The sequence below is a fragment of the Candidatus Brocadiia bacterium genome, assembly GCA_041658285.1.
Classification (GTDB): domain Bacteria; phylum Planctomycetota; class MHYJ01; order JACQXL01; family JACQXL01; genus JBBAAP01.
The window spans coordinates 368,146-385,880 of record JBBAAP010000003.1; the positions used below are offsets into that span (position 1 = coordinate 368,146).

General features: G+C 54.5%; 15 protein-coding genes. 3 read left to right on the top strand and 12 right to left on the bottom strand.

The genetic code is table 11. The annotated features are described in order from the left end of the window. Positions 1–96 precede the first annotated feature (96 nt). The 9 genes from WC980_05405 to WC980_05445 all read right to left on the bottom strand — a co-directional run bounded on the left by WC980_05405 (position 97) and on the right by WC980_05445 (position 9,469). On the bottom strand, positions 97–345 hold the full coding sequence (locus WC980_05405) for a hydrogenase maturation nickel metallochaperone HypA (GenBank protein ID MFA5794488.1): 249 nt from the start codon (positions 343–345) through the stop codon (positions 97–99). Between the two features lie 79 nt (positions 346–424). Then, positions 425–925 carry a hydrogenase maturation protease gene (locus WC980_05410; protein MFA5794489.1) on the bottom strand — a complete coding sequence of 167 codons (501 nt, stop codon included), beginning with the start codon at positions 923–925 and terminating at the stop codon, positions 425–427. 55 nt (positions 926–980) lie between these two features. Next, positions 981–2,426 carry a Ni/Fe hydrogenase subunit alpha gene (locus tag WC980_05415; protein ID MFA5794490.1) on the bottom strand — a complete coding sequence of 482 codons (1,446 nt, stop codon included), beginning with the start codon at positions 2,424–2,426 and terminating at the stop codon, positions 981–983. 37 nt (positions 2,427–2,463) lie between these two features. Beyond that, the gene (locus tag WC980_05420; GenBank protein MFA5794491.1) at positions 2,464–3,414 is read right to left on the bottom strand and encodes a methyl viologen-reducing hydrogenase; all 951 of its coding nucleotides are present in this window, start codon (positions 3,412–3,414) and stop codon (positions 2,464–2,466) included. Between the two features lie 11 nt (positions 3,415–3,425). Then, positions 3,426–3,875, bottom strand: coding sequence for a hydrogenase iron-sulfur subunit (locus tag WC980_05425; GenBank protein ID MFA5794492.1), 450 nt, complete (start codon positions 3,873–3,875; stop codon positions 3,426–3,428). Between the two features lie 15 nt (positions 3,876–3,890). Beyond that, positions 3,891–6,974 carry a CoB--CoM heterodisulfide reductase iron-sulfur subunit A family protein gene (locus WC980_05430; GenBank protein ID MFA5794493.1) on the bottom strand — a complete coding sequence of 1,028 codons (3,084 nt, stop codon included), beginning with the start codon at positions 6,972–6,974 and terminating at the stop codon, positions 3,891–3,893. Positions 6,975–7,028: 54 nt separating this feature from the next. Then, the gene (locus WC980_05435; protein ID MFA5794494.1) at positions 7,029–7,895 is read right to left on the bottom strand and encodes a CoB--CoM heterodisulfide reductase iron-sulfur subunit B family protein; all 867 of its coding nucleotides are present in this window, start codon (positions 7,893–7,895) and stop codon (positions 7,029–7,031) included. Continuing rightward, the gene (locus WC980_05440) at positions 7,892–8,467 is read right to left on the bottom strand and encodes a 4Fe-4S dicluster domain-containing protein (protein MFA5794495.1); all 576 of its coding nucleotides are present in this window, start codon (positions 8,465–8,467) and stop codon (positions 7,892–7,894) included. Before WC980_05440 ends, WC980_05435 begins: the two co-directional genes overlap by 4 nt. A 24-nt stretch (positions 8,468–8,491) precedes the next feature. After that, positions 8,492–9,469, bottom strand: coding sequence for a hypothetical protein (locus tag WC980_05445; GenBank protein MFA5794496.1), 978 nt, complete (start codon positions 9,467–9,469; stop codon positions 8,492–8,494). A gap of 284 nt (positions 9,470–9,753) precedes the next feature. Here WC980_05445 and WC980_05450 point away from each other — a divergent pair, with 284 nt between their 5' ends. From WC980_05450 to WC980_05460, 3 genes are all read left to right on the top strand, one after another. Beyond that, a complete protein-coding gene (locus tag WC980_05450; GenBank protein ID MFA5794497.1) occupies positions 9,754–10,686 on the top strand; it encodes a histone deacetylase in 933 nt (310 codons plus the stop codon). A gap of 148 nt (positions 10,687–10,834) precedes the next feature. Further along, positions 10,835–11,287, top strand: coding sequence for a 5-(carboxyamino)imidazole ribonucleotide mutase (purE, locus tag WC980_05455; GenBank protein ID MFA5794498.1), 453 nt, complete (start codon positions 10,835–10,837; stop codon positions 11,285–11,287). Between the two features lie 176 nt (positions 11,288–11,463). Continuing rightward, entirely contained in the window at positions 11,464–12,648 is a 1,185-nt protein-coding gene (locus WC980_05460; GenBank protein ID MFA5794499.1) for an ATP-binding protein, read from the top strand. An 805-nt stretch (positions 12,649–13,453) separates the two neighbouring features. Here WC980_05460 and WC980_05465 read toward each other — a convergent pair. From WC980_05465 to glyS, 3 genes are all read right to left on the bottom strand, one after another. Next, positions 13,454–13,759 (bottom strand): zinc ribbon domain-containing protein, encoded by a 306-nt coding sequence (locus WC980_05465; protein ID MFA5794500.1) that lies wholly within the window; start codon positions 13,757–13,759, stop codon positions 13,454–13,456. 94 nt (positions 13,760–13,853) lie between these two features. Continuing rightward, entirely contained in the window at positions 13,854–15,092 is a 1,239-nt protein-coding gene (locus tag WC980_05470; GenBank protein ID MFA5794501.1) for a prenyltransferase/squalene oxidase repeat-containing protein, read from the bottom strand. Positions 15,093–15,468: 376 nt separating this feature from the next. Next, complete coding sequence (gene glyS / locus WC980_05475; protein ID MFA5794502.1) at positions 15,469–17,655, bottom strand: glycine--tRNA ligase subunit beta; 2,187 nt, start codon at positions 17,653–17,655, stop codon at positions 15,469–15,471. Between the last annotated feature and the right edge of the window lie 80 nt (positions 17,656–17,735).

Sequence of the window (17,735 nt, forward strand, 5' to 3'; positions counted from 1 at the left end):
TAGTTCGTCTGCCTGTGAATCGGGATTAACTCGTAGCCATGATAAACGCTTCTAATAATGATTGCGAAAGCGAAACTACGAATAACGAACCACGAATTACGCTTCTCCTTGTATTGTATCAATAATTACCGCGTGGTCAAGGGTTTTTTTGACCTGGAGCCGGGCGCGCTTGAGCATCTTGTCTTCCTTGGTCAGCGCCTTGAAGCAGGTTTTCAGCGACAGCGGCGTCAGGTGCGACAGCTTGCCCAGCGATACGCCGATTTTGGTTACCTTGGTTATCCCGTTCTTGGCTGCCTGGCGCTTGACCTCATCCACCAGGTCTTGAGCGATTCCCCATTCGTGCATATGGACTCCTTTTGCCACAGAGGCACAGAGAACACGGAAGCCGAAAGTATTATTCCCAAAGCCCCTGTGGACGCTGTATCTAAATAGCGTTTAAATAGCGTTCGAATATTATCTGGCTGGCCTTAACCACAGCCTGACGCACCGGTTCGGACAGGCCAGACTGCATTTCCCCGGGAATATTCTGCGGTTGGCAGGCGATGATCACAACCTCCAGCCCGCAGATATCGCGCAACTCTTTTAACAGGTTTGATGTCGGCCCCTGGTGCAGGGAGAAGTCATCAATCTTTTCTTTAATCAAGCCGTCCAGCGGTAATTCGAATACCTCGCCCGGCTTGCGGCCAGGCACGGTCATGGCGTCGACGATGACCAGCCGGCGCGGTTTTTCCTCGGACAGGAGCATATCAAATATGAATCCGCGGGTGCTCAGGCCCAGGTTCAGGGCCGCCGCGTTATCCGGGATGCGGTAATTGCAGTTGAGGTAATCGGCCACGGCCGGGCCGAAACCGTCGTCTTTATAGAGGATATTCCCGCAGCCCAAGACCAGGATTTCTTTCTTATAATATTCTGGAATAGTTTCCATAAAAACATAAGCCCTCCGGTTCTTGGTGGAGGGCTTAAGACATAATTCAGTTTTTTTAGTTTATTAGTGTATCAACTACCTTGCCGGTGGAGTCGAGAATCGTCAGCTTGACCGGCAGTGAGCCGTCGAGTTTATGGGTGGCGCAGGACATGCACGGGTCATAAGCCCTGATGGCCATCTCCAGCCGATTGAGCGTGCCCTGGTCGTATTTGCCGTTTTTAATCAGGAGCTTGGCGGACTGCTTGACGGACATATTTATGGGCGCGTTGTTATGGGTGGTGCCGACAATAAGGTTGCAGTTGGTGACCATACCCTGTTCGTCGGTGGTGTAGTCGTGGATGAGCGTGCCGCGCGGAGCTTCGACACAACCGACGCCCCGTCCGGCTCTTGGCGTTACCTTGGTCCAGGTGTCTTTGCCGGTGATGTCCTTATCATTCAGGAGCTCGACCATATGCTCGGCGTGGTAAAGCAGTTCTATCAGCCGGGCCCAGTGGTATAACATCGTCAGCTGGACCGGCCGGCCGAAGTTCTTGCGGAATTCCTCGAACTCTTTCTGGGCCAGCGGCGTAGCCATTTTCTCAGCCACGTTTATCCGGGCCAGGGTGTTGGTCCGGTAGATGCCTTTGGGGTTGTCCAGGTCCATTGAGAACCCTTCGTTCCAGCTCTTGGCGTAGGGGAATTTTAAATAGGACCAGTTGAGAATCTTTTCGCTGATGTAATCGGTGTATTTGTCGTAGGCGAAATCGACATAGGTGCCGTCCGGCTTCATCAGCCTGATCTTGCCTTCATAGCAGTTGAGCGATCCGTCCGGGGCGACCGTGCCCATAAATCCGGTCTTGATTACGGCCAGGGTCTTGACTACATCGAGGTATTTGGGAAATATATTTTCCTTGGCGAACTTGATGGCGAACTTGGCGAATTCCAGCACTTCCTGCGCCATGGGCAGGCAGTGCTTGCGCTCGTCTTCGGTCAGCGGTTTGGAGAACCCGCCCGGCACGGCCGTGACCGGGTGGATGGATTTGCCGGAGATGATATTGAGCAGGCGCGAGCCGAGATGCCGGTTGCGGACCACCGCTTTGCCGATTTCCGGGTTGGCCTGGGCGATGCCGATGACGTTGCGGATGGACGGGTCGGCGTCCGGCCCCATCACGAAATCAGGACCGCTCAGGAAGAAAAAGTGCAGGATATGCTCTTCGGTAAATGCCACGCTGTTGCACAGGTCGCGGAGCTTTTTTCCGGTCGGCGCCGGCGTGACGCCGAAAACGGCGTCGCAGGCCTTGGCCGAAGCCAGGTGATGCGACCAGGGGCAGACGCCGCAGATGGCAGTGACTATCCGGGGCAGTTCCTCGACCGGCCGGCCCAGGCAGAATTTTTCGAAGCCCCGGAGCTCGACTACATTTACAAAAGTATCGGCGACGTTGCCGTTATCATCAAGCTGGACGGTGATCTTGCAGTGGCCTTCTATCCGGGAAACCGGGGCCACGGTAATAGTTTTACCCATTGTGTATCTCCTTATCCCTCTTTTTTGCGGGACTTTATTATTTTTTCTCGGCCAACGGTTTCAACCTACCCTGTGCACCGACATAGCGCAGGAATAATCCCCGCCGGTCGGGAATCTGTTTCAGGTCCAGGCCGATGGAAGAAATCGCGGTCATCATATCAACCAGCGGGTTGGCGCCGTCGCGGACCGGGCCGAAACAGCCGCGGCAGGGCATATAGCCCTTGATGCACCGGGGCACCTTGGTCTCGCCCGCTTCGGTGGTTATGCCGGCGCAGCCGGCCCGGGTGGCCGGGCCCAGGCACAGGACGCCCTGTTCCAGAAAACAGCGGGTTTTGTCCCAGGATGATGACTGGTCGAATTTAAGCGGTTCGAGCGGCCGCCTTATTTTTATGTCGGATGACTTTTTCTCGCGCCGGGTGGGGCATTCGTCGCAGACGCTTTTGTCGGCCAGCTTGAACGGCTTGCCCTGCAGGAGAGCGGTTAGCGCCTGGGCTACCAGTTCCGGCGAGGTCGGACAGCCCGGTATGGCCAGGTCAACCTTAATGACCTCGTCCAGCGCCTTGACGGATTCCAGCATCGGCGGCAGGTTTTCCGAGGGCGTCGGGCCAGACTCGGTGGTAACCGAACCGCGGAAAATCTTGTCGCAGACGTCGCTGAGCTTGCTCATATTGGCCAGCGCCGGTATGCCGCCGAAACAGGCGCACGAGCCCAAAGCGATGACGGTTTTGCAGGTCCGGCGCATCTCCTCGGCCACGTGCAGTTCCTTTTCGTTGCGGACGCCGCCGGAGATGATGCCCACGTCGGCCTGGGGCAGTTCCATCTTGGTCTTCTCTCCGGTCTGGCCGAAATATTTATTATCAGCCAGCACCGGTATATGGACAAACTGGAGATGCGGGAGCAGGTCCAGCAGCGGTTCGCCGATATCAAGGATGGTGACCTCGCATCCGCCGCAAATATTCAGCCATTCTTCGGATACTCTGACAGGCATAAATTTATCCTCTATTTAGTTTTTCTAAAAGGGCTGGGCCCGAGTTTTCGGACCTGTTCGACCATATTGGTGACCACCTGTCCGAAGCGCTGGCCTTCGGAGGCCGAAACCCATTCCAGCCGGAAGCGCCCCTGCTCAATGCCCATATCGTCCAGTATCATCTCAATCGCCTCTTTGCGCGATTGGGTTTTATAATTGCCTTCCAGGTAATGGCAGTCGCCGATGTGGCAGCCCAGCATCAGCACGCCGTCCGCGCCTTTGGTCAGGGCGTCTATGACCATGCCGGGATGGACCATACCCGAACACATCACCCGGATAATCCGGATATTGGTCGGGTACTGGACGCGCGAGGTGCCGGCCAGGTCGGCCCCGGCATAAGAGCACCAGTTACAGCACAGGGCCACAATAAGAGGCTCGAACTTAGTCTCAGCCGCCGTGTTTTTAATCGTTGTCTCAGCCATATTAAACTCCTTGGGTTATACTTCCAGCGCCGCATCTATCATAGCGGCCAGCTGTTCCGGCTTGAACCCGTTGATGACGATGCCTCCTTTGGGGCAGGTCGCCTGGCAGACGCCGCAGCCTTTGCAGAGCGCCTGGTCGCGGGTTATTTTCTTCTTAACGGAGTTGTCTTGGGTATATTCAATCAGGGTCAGCGCGTGGTATGGGCATAATTCGATGCAGTAGGCGCACCCGTCGCAGTATTTATCAACCACTTCGGAAACGATGCCGTCCAGTTCAACCTGTTTGTTGGCCAGTATGGTCGAGGCTCGTGACGCCGCGCCGCCGGCCTGGATGATGCTTTCATCCACGTTCTTGGGAGAATGGGCCAGGCCGCATAAATAGATGCCATCCGTGGCAAAATCGATTGGCCTGAGTTTCATATGCGCTTCCAGGAAATATTTATCCTGGTTAAGCGGCACCTTCAACTGCTGGGCCAACTGTTCGTTAGTTGGTTCGGGCACGTTGCCGGCCGACAGCACTAACAGGTCGGTTTCTATGGTAATATTTTCGTTGAGCATCGGGTCGTGGGTGGTTACGGCCAGCTTTCCGTTCTTGCGGACCACCTCCGGCTTATCTTCCTCGGGGTATCGGATAAAGATTACGCCCTGCTGGCGGGCCGTGGTGTAGTATTCCTCGTTTAGCCCGTAAGTCCGCATATCGCGGTATAAAACGTAGATATTGGCGTCCGGTTTAAGCTGTTTGAACTTCAGGGCGTTCTTGACGGCCATGGAACAGCATATCCGGCTGCAATAGGGGTGTTCCTCGTTGCGCGAACCGACGCATTGTATCATTACCACCGAATTGACCTTGGCTAGGTCCGCCTGGGTCGGGTTGGCCGCCCCGATGTTTAACATCCGGGCTATCTTTTCCTCGAACTTGACCTGGGTGATGACCATTTCGTCCTGTCCGAAAAGGTATTCCTTGGGTTTGTATTCCTCGCCGCCGGTGGCCACGATAATGATGCCGTGCTTGAAGGATACATCGCCTTTGAGTGTTTGGATGGTGGTTTTGAAATTACCCATCGAGCCTTCGACAGTCTTGATGCTCGATGAGGTGTAAAGTTTTATCTTGGGATTGGTCCTGACTTTGTTTATGGTTGCGGCCAGCTCTTTTTGGGGGTTGCAGGTTTCCTCGATTAAATAGAACAGATGTTTCATATTGCCGCCCAGCTCGGCCGAGCGCTCGACCAGATGCGCCGTGAACCCCTGGTTGGCCAGTTCCAGCGCCGCGGTCATGCCGCTTATCCCGCCGCCGATAATCAGGGCGTCGTGCTCGATATCCAGGAATCGGTTCTTGAGCGGTTCCAGCAGGCGCGACTTGGCTACGGCTATCCGGAGCAGGTCCTTGGCTTTCTGGGTGGCCTTGGCCGGCTCGGACATATGCACCCAGGTGTTCTGGTCGCGGATGTTGGCCATCTCGAAGAGATAAGGGTTCAGGTTCGCTTCGCGGCAGGTGTTCTTGAAGAGCGGCTCGTGCGTCCGGGGCGTGCAGGCCGCCACCACCACGCGATTGAGGTTGTGCTCTTTTATCTTATCCTTGATTTTCTTCTGTGTGTCCGAAGAGCAGGTGTAAAGGTTATCATCGGCGTAAACCACGTTAGCCAGCGTCTTGGCGTAATCCCTGATTGACGGCACGTCGGCTACGCCGCCGATGTTCTTGCCGCAGTGGCAGACGAACACGCCGATGCGCGGCTCCTGTCCGGACACGTCGTTTTCCTTGGGGAATTCCCGCTTGGTAATCAGCGTGCCCCGGCTTTCGGCCAGCAGTCCCATCGCCTTGGACGCCGCGCCGCAGGCCTGCATCACCGTTTCCGGGATGTCTTTGGGCTCGGTCAGCGGCCCGCAGGCGTAAATGCCCGGCCGGTTGGTCTCGACCGGAGTGAATGTGGTCGTAGTGCAGAACCCGAATTTATTGGTCTCGATATTGAATATCTTGGTCAGCTCCTTTATCGATTCCGGCGGCATCAGCCCGCAGGACAGCACCACCATGTCGAATTCTTCGTTAGCCAGCTGGTTGGCCTCGTCGAAATAATTGACCGCCAAATTCTTGCTGGCCGGGACCTCCTTGACGCTGGACGGGCGGCAGCGGGTGTACTTGACCCCGATTTCCTTGGCCCGCTCGTAATACTGCTCGAACCCCTTGCCGAAGGCGCGGATATCGATGTAGAAAATATGGCAGTCCAGCTCCGGGCTGTGTTCTTTGGCGATGATGGCCTGCTTGGTGGCGTATATGCAGCAGACCGAGGAGCAGAAATTATGTTCCGTTTCCCGCGAGCCGACGCACTGGATAAAAGCGATCTTGCGCGGATGCTTCTTGTCCGACACCCGGAGCAGGTCGCCCTGGAACGGGCCGGACGCGGAAAGTATCCGCTCGAACTGGATGGATGAAACCACGTTGGGGTAGCGGCCGAAGCCGAATTCTTTCTTGAGGTTGGAATCAAACAGCTCGAATCCCGGCGCCAGGATGACCGCGCCGACGCTGATTTCCTTGGTCTCGTCCTTCTGGTCGAAGTCGATGGCCTTGGCTTCGCAGGATTTCTGGCACACCCGGCAGATGCCTTTTTGGAAATAAAGGCAATGAGCCCGGTCAATCACCGGTATCTTGGGCATAGCCTGCGGGAAGGGGATATAGATGGCCGGCCGGGCCACGATGCCGGCGTCGTATTCTGAGCGCGGCGCGTTGGCCCGTTTCTGGACCGGGCATTTTTCGGTGCAGACGCCGCAGCCGGTGCATTTAGCCGGGTCGATGGAGCGGGCTTTCTGCAGGACGCGCACCTTGAAATTGCCCGGTTCGCCTTCGATGGCCTGGACGTTGGAATAAGTCAGCTTTTCGATATTAAGATGGCTGCCCGCATCGACCATGCGCGGAGCCAGGGTGCACATGGCGCAGTCGTTGGTCGGGAACGTCTTGTCCAGCTGGGCCATGGTTCCGCCGATGCACGGCGACTGCTCGACCAGGTAAACCTTATAACCGGATTCGGCCAGGTCCAGCGACGCCTGCATCCCGCCGATGCCGCCGCCCACCACCATGACCGCGCCGATTTTATTGCCGTTGTTCATATCAGTCCTCGTAATTCGTTACAAATGTCACAAACTACCCCAAAAATATAAATCCTATCCGGTTACGGATGACAATACCGATTCTACCGGCACAAAATGCTTGGACAGCGCCAGTTTCTTGGGCTCTATTCCCAATGCCAGCCCGATTATTTGGGTGAAATACAGGACCGGCAGATTATAACTGGTGTTGTATTTGGCTTCGATTTCCGCCTGCCGGGTATCAAGGTTTGACTGGCACAGCGGGCAGGCCGCGGCGATGGCGTTGGCGCCGACCGCCTTGGCGTTTTCCAGTATCTTATGGGTCAGGTTCAGCACCGCGTCGACTTCGGTCAGGGCGAATGTCGCGCCGCAGCACTCGGTTTTATACGACCAGTCCACCGTCTTGGCGCCGAACTTGGCCAGAATCCGGTCCATCGACATGGGATATTCGCAGTCATCGAAGGCCATGGCCTTGGGCGGACGGGTCAGCAGGCACCCGTAATAGCAGGCCACTTTCAGGTGCGACAGGTCTTTCTTGACCAGCTCCTTGGCTTTGGCCGGGTCCATGGCGTCGAATATCTCCAGCGGATGGACCACCTTGATTTTCCCCTGCAGTTCCACGCCGGTAACCTCTTTGACATCGGCTTTGAGCCTGGCGTCCTTGCCGGTTTCGTGCATGGCAATCTTGAACCGTGAGAAACAAGCCGCGCATGGCACGGCTAAATCATTCAGCCCGGACGATTCGGCCAGCGCCAGGTTCTTGATGGGCAGGGCGATGGACAAAAGGTGCGAAGTCGCGTGCGCCGGCGATGTTCCGCAGCAGACCCAGCCAGGTACTTCGGTCAGCTCGATGCCGGTCTTTTCGGCTATGGCCCGGAACGAGATATCGTATTCCGCGCTGGTCGAATGAAGCGAACAACCCGGATAATAACCGTATTTCATCGGTGCGCCTCCTTGTCTTTGGCCTTGACCTTGGAGAAAATGTTCCAGGTGGTTATGCTCCGGGACAGCGACAGGGACGGTATGATGGACAGCTTGCCCTTGAGGAGCATCTTTATGCCCAGCCCGACGTCGGTAAAGAATTCCAGGGTGCGCAGTTTCAGGTCGCCGATCATGCCCAGTTCGTACATCCGGCCGAACCACATGACATTGCGCATGGCGGCACTGTTAAATTTGCGGACTCTGGAAATGGGTGACTTGTAGCCCTTGCGTATGGCGATGATTTTACAGGCGTCCATCAGCCGGGCTATGTCCACTTCCTGGGGGCAGCGCGTCGAGCAGGTCATGCAGGCCGAACACAGCCACATCGTTTTGGAGCTGAGCACCTTGTCTTCAAGTCCCAGCCGGATAGCGTGTATAATCTGGGCCGGGGAATAGTCCATCGCCCAGCTCATCGGGCATCCGGCCGAGCATTTGCGACATTGGTAGCACAGGTTTGCGTTGACGCCGGTTTCCCTGAGAATATCCTGCATAAAGGCCGCATTGGGTGTGGCGGCCGTGGTTTTTCCTGACATCCTACAGCTCACATTCTAATTATTCTACTTGTCGGTATCTTCCTTGGGCCCGTATTTTTCCAGGTACCATTCCTTCCAGTCCTCGCAGAAGTCGTTCATCTGTATTTTTCCGATCATCGGATTGACGTTGGGCGCGTCTTCCCACTTGGCCATTTTTCTGAGGATATCGGACGCAAAAGAGCCTATCCGCTTGGCGTCGTCGGTGTCTTCGGTGATGCCGATGGCCAGTATCAATACCGGGATGGCCTTCTCGCCCTTGGCCTTGATGGCGTCTGAGTTCTGTTTGAACTCGTCGTCTTTCTGGTTGGGCATCTTCTGCAGAATCTCAAATATCTCTTTCTTGACGTCGGCGTCTACGAAATCGGCAAACTTGACCTTCTTGGGAGCCTTCTTTTCTTCCTTGACCGGTTCGGCTTTTTTCTCTTCAGTCTTCTTTTCCTCGGCGCCTTCGTCGGTGTCATCGGCCGTTCTCCTGATGACCTTTTTTTCTTCCTTCTTATTATCCTTCTTCTCGGTCTTCTGGGCTTCCTTTTCCTGGGCCGCAAGCTCTTCCTTGCTCGGACCTCCGCTCATGGCGATTATAATGATGATTAAAATCACCGCTACGGCCGCGCCGATGATGATGAATAACTTCTTGTTGCTTTTCTTGACCTGGATGCCGCCCATATCGTTGTCCTCTCCGCCGGCCGCGGCTGTTCTTGCCGTGACGGGTTTGGAGAACTTGCTGGTCTTCTTAGGGCCGATATTGACTTTTATCTTGGAGGTGCCGATTTTAGGAGCGGCCGGAGCTGACGCGGTTGGCCTGGGCGGCGCAACCGGACGCTGTGGCGCCGGAGCCGGGGCCTGTTCTTGTTCTGCCGGAGCTTCTTCAGGCGCTCCTAAATCCGGAACCATATTGATGGTGCCGCACTTGGCGCATTTGAACTTGGCTCCGGGCTGGAGCTTGGCTACGTTATACTGGGCCGGACATCCGTTGCATTGAACCAGAATTTTTTCATCCATAGCAGTAGACTCCTTTATAGATAAATATAAACCGTTTTCTACCTTTTCTATTTGTTTTAGTCAAGACTTTTACGTCAAGCCCGGCCCGTAAAAATCATTATCCGCTGGCTGGCGGCCCGAAAAATCAGTTTGCTGATTTTGTTGTATTTGCCCGGACAAATGTTAAGAAATTTCCTTATCCATCGGCTGTTCGTCCCGCCGAAGCGGGAACAGCCGAGGATACTCGGCAGTAAGCCTGGGCCCGAATGCTTTCGGGACCACTCCAACTGCCGAAGTAAAGCGCTATGAAAACACATTTAGTCTATTCCGATATCTACCTCGAGCACGATACCGGCGAGCATCCGGAAAACGCCGAGCGGCTCCGGCGCACCATGGCATACCTGAAAAACACCAAGCTCTGGGGCAAACTCAGCCAGGTGCCGCCCCGTCCGGCCACCGAAGAGGAAATCGCCCGGGTGCACAACCCATTTTATATCAAGATGCTCAAGGACTTCTGCGAATCGGGCCAGCGCTACCTCGACGCCGACACGGTTGTCTCGGCCCGGTCTTATGAAGCGGCCCTCTATGCCGCCGGCGGCGTTATGGCCGCGGTCGACGCCGTCCTGTCAACGCCCCAGTCCAACGCCCTGTGCCTGGTCCGGCCGCCCGGACACCACGCCACCAAGAACCACGCCATGGGCTTTTGCCTGTTCAACAACGTGGCCGTCGCGGCCCGCTACGCCCAGGCAAAGCACGGGCTTAAAAAAGTCGCCGTCATAGATTGGGACCTGCACCACGGCAACGGCACCCAGGAGGCATTTTACGATGACAATACGGTGCTGTTCTTCTCCATGCACCGCTCCCCGTATTACCCCGGCTCGGGCGACGCCGAAGAAGTCGGCCATGGCCCGGGCGTCGGCTACACCATCAACCTGCCGCTCTCGTTCGACGTCTCGCCCGGCGAATACCTCGAAGAGTTCCGCGAAGTGCTGGATTCGCACCTAAGGACTTTCAAGCCCGAGCTGATATTCATCTCGGCCGGGTTCGACTCTTACAAGAACGACCCGCTGGGCGGGCTGGGCCTGAATATCGCCGACTACGGCCAGCTGACCCGCATCGCCAAAGCGCTGGCCAAGGACGTCTGCAAAGGCCGGATAGTCTCCAGCCTCGAAGGCGGATATAACCTTAGTGACCTGCCGCTGTGCATCGAAGCGCACCTGGCGGCGTTGATGGAGTAATGATTAGGTAGGTACGCGGATTGAACGGATTAAGCCGAAAATATTTGTATAAATTAGTTTTCCGCTAAATCTGCTAAATCAGCTTACTAAAGAAAGTGGTCCCGAATGCTTTCGGGACCATGGCGCTTCGGCGCCAGAGATTTTAAATATGGAAATAGGAATTTTGATGGGCAGTAAAAGCGACACGGCCAGGATGGACAAATGCATTGAAGTATTGAAGAACTTTGGGGTTGAATATGAGTTCAAGACCCTGTCCGCTCACCGCATGCCCGAAGAGGTGGCCGACTACGCCCAGAAGGCCGACCAGCGGGGCATCAAGGTATTGATTTGCGGGGCCGGCATGGCCGCGCACCTGGCCGGTGCGGTGGCCGCCAACTGCGTCCTGCCGGTCATCGGCATCCCGCTTTCCGGCAGCGCCCTGAACGGGCTGGACGCTCTGCTGTCAACGGTCCAGATGCCCAAAGGCATCCCGGTAGCCACCGTGGCCGTGGACGGAGCCGAAAACGCCGGCTACCTGGCCGTGCAGATACTGGCCCTGAACAACCCGTCGCTGAAGAGCGCCTTGCTCAAGCACCGCCGGGAAGCGGCCCAGCCGAAGTAAGGTTAGCGCGGGCGTCTGCCCCTGCCTGAGGCAGGCGAGCGGATTTTGCTTGTAGTGAGTATTTCCGAACTAGCGGGGACAGGCGAAGCAGACAGGATAAATATGGCTATCAAATTAATACCAATTTTGTCTGGTATATATTGACACTTTTGAAACATCCTGTATAATCACGAGCCATGAAGATATACGAAAGAAGGCTGTCCGGGCAGTTGTTGAAAGAGATTAACCTACCCCGGGTTGTTGTTTTAACCGGCATGCGTCAGGTCGGCAAAACCACCCTGATGCGCCGGATATTCCAGGAAATCAAAAGTCCGCATAAAATATTTCTGGACCTGGAAAACCCGCTCAATCAGAAGATATTTGAAGAGGATAATTTCGATAATATCATTGCCAACCTGCAGGAAGCCGGATTCTCATTAGGCAAGAAATCCTATGTCTTTTTAGATGAGGTGCAGGTTGCCCCGAATATCGTCAAGGCCATCAAGTATCTTTTTGACCATTATCACATCAAGTTCTTCCTGACCGGCTCAAGCAGTTACTACCTTAAAAATCTTTTTCCCGAATCGCTGGCCGGCAGAAAAGCGGTTTACGAGCTTTTCCCGCTGGATTTTGAAGAATTCCTGGTGTTCAAGGAAAAGTCGACCAGGATATTCAGCAGTTTCTCAGCCGGGGCAAAAGGCAAGAATAAGGTGGCTTTTGAACTGCACAAGAAGTTTTATAACGAGTATCTGGAGTTCGGCGGTTTCCCGGCCGTGGTGGCCGAGCCGGACCGGGCCGTAAAGAGGCAAATATTAGAGGATGTCTTCAAATCGTATTTTGAAAAGGACGTAAAGACCATATCGGACTTCAAGGAATTAGGAAAACTCAGGGATTTGATACTGCTTTTGACCGGCCGGGTGGGCTCAAAAACGGAAATCAGTAAGATTGCCTCTGAAGTCGGGCTGGCCAGGGAAACGGTTTATTCCTACCTGAACTTCCTGGAAAAGACCTATTTCATATTCGTGCTCAGTCCCTTTTCCCGCGGCATTGACGGAGAGGTCCGGGGCGCAAAGAAGGTCTATTTCTGCGATACCGGGTTGCTTAACTATTTGGGCCGTCTGACCGAAGGCGCCGTTTTTGAGAACGCCGTTTTCCTGAACCTGAAAAAATACGGCCCGTTAAACTACTACGAAAAATATAAAGGGCCGGAAGTGGATTTTATCCTGAACAAGAAGACCGCGTTTGAAGCCAAGATAAAAGGCGATAATTCCGACTTAAACAGGTTAAAAAGAATCGCCTCCGGCTTAAAGATAAAGGAATATTATTTAGCCGTCCGTGATTATTCCGAGGTTCCCCGGGCGATATTAGCCCATAATTTATAGGGCCAAAATAAAAAGAGCGGGCGCATCTACGGATTGACAGAGCGCCTTGCTCAAGCACCGCCGGGAAGCGGCCCAACCGAAATAGGTTAATCCCGATGAGGGAATTAAACCGCTGAGAGCTCTGAGGCCACTGATAGTGGTATCCGATGACAGAGCGAAGCCCCCTGCCCTTAGACCCTGATGGGTCTTTATAAGAACCATCATGGGTAAGGACACTTTATTTCCTAGAGCAGTAAATACGGGTATTCCAAGGCATCTTTTCTAAAAAACACCCATTTTTACCCCAATCTTACATTTTAACGGTTTTTTGACATACCTTATTCCTCTATGGGATTAATATCCATAAGCTATTAGATTAATAAGTATAAGATGTTGGGCTAATAAGCTTAAGGTATTGGGTTGATAAGTATAAGGTATTGGGTTAATAAATTTAAGGTATTGGGTTAATAAGCTTAAGGTATGGGGTATACGCTTAGAGGGTATGGGGCATACTACTAGGGGGATAGTGGGGAGGAGGGGGGAGGTACCCTGTTTTACGCCTCGTACTAATCCCGCTCCACTTCGTTTCGGGGATAAGTGACACTAACTCGTTACACTCGAAGTGTCACTAACCCAGCTCCCTAGGGTCGCTGGATAAGTGCTGGCCCCATCGGCTGTTCGAATGTAATGAGTTACAGCCGAGGATACCTGGCAGATAATTTGCTAACGCTCAAACTGCCAGAGTATAACTCGCGGAGTTTATCCCGCCTTTGGGTGGGACTTGAAGTGTCACTAGCCCCAACACTTCGTGTTGGGATAAGTGCCACTAATATAATCCTTGTTGTCTTAGGTCGCGGGAGAGGTCTTTGAGTATCCGGATGGAGTCCATCACGGCCAGGCCCATATAATATCCGGCTACCAGGCAGGCAATGGTCAGGCCGATTTTCAGCCATTTGTTGTAATGCGGATTGAGCCAGATTAGTGGCAGGACCAACGGACCGACACACAGGAACCCGAGTATCAGGGTGCTGGTCTTGTAATACCATTTTACCTTGTTCAGGAACTCGCCGCAGTACCGGCACTTGATGGCTTCGTCCTGTATTTCCTCAGCGCAAAAAGGACATTTCTTCATACTTTTACCACGAAATCACGAAGTTACACGAAAAAGACAATAGCTTTATTTTTAGTTTTTGCTCGCTTTGCGCCTCTGCGACTTTGTATTTTGTTTACTTCCCGCTATCCGGGGTTTCTATCTTCTTTTCTTCCGGGCTGGGGGTCTTGGTCTTCATCACCGGCGTGGCTTTTCTTAGAAACATCAGAGCAAAGCAGGTGTCGGCCATGGAGGTGCATCCGAACCGGTCGTCGATGGAGCTGTTCCAGGAACCATCCCGGGCCTGGCTGGCCAACAGATATTCGATGCCCATCTTATACCAGTCTTTTTCTCCGAGCTTATCGGTATCCATTATGGCGCCGACCCGCTCAACACCGTAGATATAATAATAGAGCCAGGTTGTTTTATCCAAGAACAAGACGAATTTGCCGCAACCGGTGTTCTCGCTGAAGTTGAGGCCGGAGCTGAGCCAGTCCATGGCCTTTTTGATGATCGGGTCGTTCTTGTAGTCCTCGCCCAGGTAACATTTGCAGATGGCCAGGCCGCAGATGCCGGCCACGGTCATCGAGCCGTAGGGGGAGCCTTTGAAAGTGGTGCCGTAGGAATAAGCCCAGCCGCCTTCTTTTTCCTGGTCTTTTATCCACCATTTGGCCGAGTCCTCCCAGACTTCTTTGGGGATGGCTACGCCGGCCCGGGCGGCGGCCCTAAGCCCGAGCAGTGCGAACTGGGTGTTGGAATTATCGCCCGAGGGCGGGCGCTTGGGGTTGTTGCGGTTGACGGCGTAGCTTTTGAGCTTGTCTTCCTTTTTGGATTCGGTTTTGCTGTCTTTTCTCTGGGGCGCCGGCACAGCCGCGTCGGAGATGACCTCGATGACCTTGGGCGGGTCAGGCGTGACCACCGGCTTGATGTCCTTACCCTTGCGGAACATAGCGTCGTAGCCCCACTGCCCATTGGTTGCCTGGTAGTTGACTAAGGATTGGGCGCAGTCGGCGATTTGCTCCTGGTATTTGACCCGGTTGATGCTTTCCAGGGCCATGGCCCGGAGCGAGACGGGATAGACCTGCGGCTCGTTTTTCTGAAGCATCGACGCGACCAATTCCTTGAATTTGGGGTTGTCTTCATTCAGTCCGGAGTGGGACAGGGTCAGCACGACCAGTTCCAGTTCGCTCGAGCCGCGGCCGAATTTCTGTTTTAACAACAGTTCCACTCCCCGGTCCACGGCCTTGTTGATTTTGTCCTGCTCGGTTTCCTCGGCCGGTTTATTTTCGGCCGGCTTGGGGGCGGAGACGCCCGGCGCGGACGGGTAAATCAGCAGTGCTGTTGCCAGGGCTAATAGACACAGGAATGATTTCATATAAGGCCTCCTTTTATTTAAGTGTATATAATATAGCCTATTTGGAGCGAAGAAGCAAGTAATTCGAGTCAGTAACCGCGGATTGAGCGGATAAGGCGGATTAGTTTAGCCACAGAGGCACGGAGGGCACGAAGAAGATATTTAATAAGGAGTCCAGGAAAGCAGGAGAGTTTTCGTGTTTAAATCTGTGGGCTATTTTTCAGTGCAAATCACAATTGTATTAATATTTGCACTGGATAAGTCCTTACAGGAGGCTGCGTACTGTCAGTAATCCCACTTCGCTGCGTTTCGGGGATAAGTGACAGTAATTCGCACTAATCCCACTTCGCTGCGCTTCGGGGATAAGTGACACTAACTCGTTACACTCGAAGTGTCACTAATACTTTTTACGAGGTATCTGCGACAGGTCGGCGATGTTGTCAAAATAGAGCCGGTTGATATTTCGGTTGAGTGCGATGCGGTTGTCCCGGAGCGCTTTGTCTTCGACGTTGACGAAGACCTTATCGAAGAATGTGTGGGCCAGCTGGGCAAATGTTTTGTGGAATAAGCGCGAGGCGGCTTCGTAGTCGGCCCGGCCGGACAGTTGGGCGATTTGGTCCTTGTTATCTTTATAGGCGGCGTACAATTCCTGCTCTTCCTTTTCCTTGAGCAGTGATTCGTCGATGCCGCCCGTGCTTGAGGCGCCTTTGGCGATGTTATGGGTGCGCTCGACCACCTCGACCAGCTCGCCCCAGATGGGTTCTTGGGACAGCTTGTGGAGCGTTCTTATCCGCTGGTAGCGGTCAATCAGGTTGTCTATGCCGTGCGGGATGATTACGGCGTTGAAGATTTCGTGCGGGATGGCGTCGTCCTCGACGGCCATCTGGTAGCAGCGCTGTTCGATGAACTTGGTGATATCGGTTTTGAATGCCTGGATGTCGGCGTCGGACGGGTTGCCGGCCTTAGCTACGTTGGTCCAGAATGATTGGGCTCCCGGATAAGGCGACTTGGCCAGTTCCGGGGCCTTTGGACGGCCGGTTTCGACCAGAAGCGGGAGTATTTTTTTCCAGACCTTGCCGAGCGACAGGCTGAGGTTATTTTTGACGACGATATTGATGATGCCCAGTACTTGGCGCCGGAGCCCGTATTGGTCGTTGGAGCCGGTGGGAATCAGGCCGCTGATGAAGCAGGCGGCCAGGTTGTCGAACTTCTCGGCCAGCGACAGGCAGATGCCGGCCGGTGTTTGCGGCAAGGCGTCGCCGGCAAAGCGGGGCTGGTAGTGCTCCTTGATGGCCAGGGCCACGCCGGGTTCGGAGTCTTTGAGGTATTCATAGCCCATAATGCCCTGGAGGTCGGGGAATTCGCCGACCATACCGGTCATCAGGTCGGCCTTGCAGAGCTCGGCGGCCCGGGCAGCGGTCTTCTCGGCGGCCTGGCAGTTGAGTTCGGCCGTCAGGAATACGGACAGCTCTTTCAGGCGGGCCGACTTTTCTTTCATAGTGCCGAGTTTGCCTAGGAAGGTGATGGATTCAAGCCGTTGGGCGTATTCGGACAGCGGTATTTTACGGTCGTTTTCCCAGAAGAAGACGGCGTCGGCCAGCCGGGCTCGGAGCACGCGCTCGTTGCCTTCCTTGATGAGAGGGCTATTATTGGGATTATTGCTGACCACCACGAACCGGGGCAGGAGCTTGCCCTTGGAATCCTTGAGCGGGAAATAGCGCTGGTGCGATTTCATAGCCGATTCGATGACGGCCGATGGTATCTTCAGAAACGACTCGTCAAACGAGCACTCGATGATGGATGGGAACTCGACCAGATGGGTGACCTCGTCGAGCAGAGCCGGCTCGTCGCAGACGGCGTCGCACTTTTGCGCGATGTCCCGGATGCCTTTGAGGATGATGTCCTTGCGCTCGGCCGGGTCGACGATGACGCGTGCCTTGCGCAGGGCGTCCTTGTACTTGGCCGGGTCGGATGATTTGATGTCCACCGGCTTGCCGGTATAGAATGGGTGGCCGGCCGATGTTTTGGCCGATGCCACTCCGGACAGTTCTATCTTGAGCGTTTTTGCGCCGAATACAGCCAGTATATAGCGCAGGGGCCGGGCAAAGGTGAGCGATTTGCCGCCTTCTTTGGAGGCCAGCCACCACATCGATTTGGGGAATGGTATTGATTTGACCAGTCCGGCCACGGCGTCGGCCAGGAGCTTTTCGGTCTTTTCGCCCTTGATGCTTATCTGGAGGTAGCAGATTTTGCCTTTGGGCGAATCTTTTATCTTGACCTGATGCGGCTGGACGTTGTTCTTTTTGGAGAAGCCGTAGAGCGCGGCGGTGGGGTCGTTGTTATGGTCGAAGGCTATGGTCACGGACGGGCCGAGTATTTCCTTGTTGATATCCTCCTGGGCGTCGGGCAGTCCGGGCACGAAGAATGCCAGGCGCCGGGGTGAGGCCAGGGCCGTGATCTGTCCCGGGTTGAGCCGTTTTTCACCGAGATATCCGGCCAGGTATTTACGGCTGTGCTCCAGGGCCGGATTGATGTACCCGGCCGGGATTTCTTCGCAACCCAGTTCCAGCAGGAAGTCTGTCATAGAGGCTGGTAGTAAAGCAAGGTTTTATCAGAAATCAAGATAATAACATAAAATCTTCTTGACATTAGGCATTCGTGAGT